At 33.2% G+C, this 2,762-nt stretch carries 2 protein-coding genes and 1 pseudogene; 2 read left to right on the top strand and 1 reads right to left on the bottom strand.

Annotated features, from left to right (window positions below):
- Positions 1-27: 27 nt before the first annotated feature.
- Positions 28-1,014, bottom strand: coding sequence for an IS30 family transposase (locus tag VIR50_RS03005; RefSeq protein ID WP_331933668.1), 987 nt, complete (start codon positions 1,012-1,014; stop codon positions 28-30).
- A gap of 284 nt (positions 1,015-1,298) precedes the next feature.
- Here VIR50_RS03005 and VIR50_RS03010 point away from each other — a divergent pair, with 284 nt between their 5' ends.
- A complete protein-coding gene (locus VIR50_RS03010; RefSeq protein WP_331933669.1) occupies positions 1,299-2,159 on the top strand; it encodes a DegV family protein in 861 nt (286 codons plus the stop codon).
- A 45-nt stretch (positions 2,160-2,204) separates the two neighbouring features.
- A pseudogene (locus tag VIR50_RS03015) lies at positions 2,205-2,762 on the top strand (polyribonucleotide nucleotidyltransferase); the annotation flags it as partial.

The following is a 2,762-nucleotide window of genomic DNA, read 5'->3' on the forward strand; positions in this document are numbered from 1 at the left end:
GACGAATTGTCAAATCAAATGCAACACCTATGGTAAGATACCAAAAAGTTTTTCTATAGGTGTATTATATTTTATACATTTTCTAGGTCTGTTATTCATTAAATTTAAGTTGTAATTTAAATCATCAATATTTACTTCTGATAAATCCATACCCTTAGGATAAAACTCTCTTAATAGTCCATTACTATTTTCATTTGTACCTTTTTGCCAAGCACAGTATGGGTCACAAAAATATGTTTTGCATCCTAATTCTTTTTCTATTTTCTCAAATTCTGAAAATTCTTTACCTCTATCAAAAGTTATTGTTTTTACTAATTCTTTTGGAAAATCTTTTAATGCATTGATTATTGCTGGTGTGACATTTTCTGATTTTCTATTTTCAACTAGGATTGCTATATAATATCTTGATTTTCGTTCTGCTAAAGTTACGAAACAATATCTACTTTTCCTTTTATGATCTAATCTGCCTGATTCCACTGTATCTGCTTCCCAGTGACCCATCTCTTGCCTTTTGTATATTTCTTTAGGTCTTTTCTTAATAGTTCTCCCTTTATCATTGAATTTCCCTCTTTTTTCTGCTGGTCTTTTAAATTTACCTTTTCTTCTCAAATTTTCCATACTAGTTTTTGGCAGTTTTTTTGCGTGTATGAGTCTATATATGGTTGATGTAGATGGTATTTGATGAATAACATTTGTGCTTCTATTTGATATTTGTTCAGGTGACCAATGTTCATTAATCTTTACAGTTAAATAATCAATAACATCTTTAGAAAATTTACTTTTTCTATAGCAGTCTTTCCTTCTATCAATATATTTATCATTTGCCTTTATTGGAAAGTACTTAGTATAATTTCCTCTACTATTTTTTATTTTAGATGAATTTCTTTTAATTTCTCGAGATATTGTACTAGGCGACCTTTTAAGTGCTTGTGCAATTTTCCTTATACTCATTCCTAAATTTAAAAATTGATAAATACAAGATCTCTCTTCTATGGTAAGATGGTTATAGCTCATAGTTAGTCGCTCCTTTTAATATGTTTTGTTTGGTCACTTACATATTAACACAGCTGATTAGCTATGAGTTTATTTTATGTTGCACTTGTTATGATAAATTATCCATATAAAAAGATAGGACTATTTTTTATCTGAAAATCAATAAGTGTAGAGAAAGAGATGAAAAACTCATAGAATATATAGGAAGTTCTAAGGATGGGTATTGGATATTGAAGAAATAATTGATAACAAAAATGTACAATTATACCTATTGCTATGATATAATATATACTAGAGTAAAATAGATGTTGGGAGGTATTACCTTGGATATAAAATTAATATGTGATAGTCTATGCGATATTCCAGATGAGATAATGGCTAAAGACTATCTTGAAATGATACCACTTACCCTTATGATGGATGGTAAGGAGTACAAAGACGGTATCGATATAACAAAGGAAGAATTTTACGTAAAGGCTCTTGAAGCAAAAGACATTCCAAAGACATCCCAAGCTACATATATTCAGTTTAAAGATGCATTTGACAGGGCATTGGCTGAGGGGAAGAAGGTGCTATGTATTACGGGTGCATCTACAAAGAGTGGTACTTATCAGTCTGCTATGTTAGCAAAGTCTGATACTGAGGGAGATGTTTTTGTTTTTGATACGGAGAACTTGTCACTTGGTGCGGGTCAGTCTGTGATCAGGGCTTGCGATTTGATTGAAGAGGGGCTAGATATTGAAGAAATACTAGAAAGATTAGTTGAGATAAGAGATTCATCTGTGATTTTCTTTGCACCGGCTAGTTTTGATTTTTTGAAAAAGAGTGGTAGGGTTCCACTTGCGACAGCCATACTTGGAAATATGCTTAGTATAAGACCCCTATTCAAGATGGAAAAGGGTGAGATAGAGGTTGTCGGCAAGGTGAGAGGCGTTAAAAAGCTGATATCGGCAATGATGGAAAAGGTAATAGATAGAAATAAGGAACTGGCAGATATTACTATAACTATAGGATATGGTTCGAGTATTGAAGATTTTCAGAAACTTGCTAAGGAAGTAGAAGACAAGTTAAAGGACAAGGTAAAAAAGGTACTAGTAACTAAGGGTGGGGTATGTATATGTTCACATACTGGACCGGATATAATAGCTATTAGTTGTTCAAAGTAAATTAAATGTGTAAGGAAAAGAGAAAGAAATTTTAAGGAGGAAACTATGTTCGAACATAGAATTTTTGAAACAGAGTTAGCTGGTAGAAAGCTATCTGTTGAAGTAGGCAAGATATGTGAAATGACTAACGGTAGCTGTATTATGAGATATGGTGACACTATGCTGATGGTGAATGCAACAAAGTCAGCTCAACCGAGAGATGGGATTGACTTTTTCCCTCTAAGTGTAGATTTTGAGGAAAAGTTATATTCAGTAGGTAAGATACCAGGTGGATTTTTAAAGAGAGAGGGTAAGGCATCTGAAAAGGCAGTTCTTACATCAAGATTGATAGATAGACCTATAAGACCTCTATTCCCAGATGGTTTTAGAAATGATGTACAGGTGGTTGCGACAGTATTATCTGTAGACCAAGACTGTACACCTGATATAGTAGCAATGATAGGTTCGTCAATAGCCCTATCAATATCTGATATACCGTTTAATGGACCAACTGGTTCAGTACTTGTAGGTCTGATAGATGGAGAATTTGTTGTCAATCCAACACAAGACCAGAGGGACCAGTCTAGTCTACACCTAGTTGTTTCTGGTACAAAGGATGCAATA

The organism is Prevotella sp. (assembly GCF_036570325.1).
In the GTDB taxonomy this organism is placed as follows: Bacteria; Bacteroidota; Bacteroidia; order Bacteroidales; family Bacteroidaceae; genus Prevotella.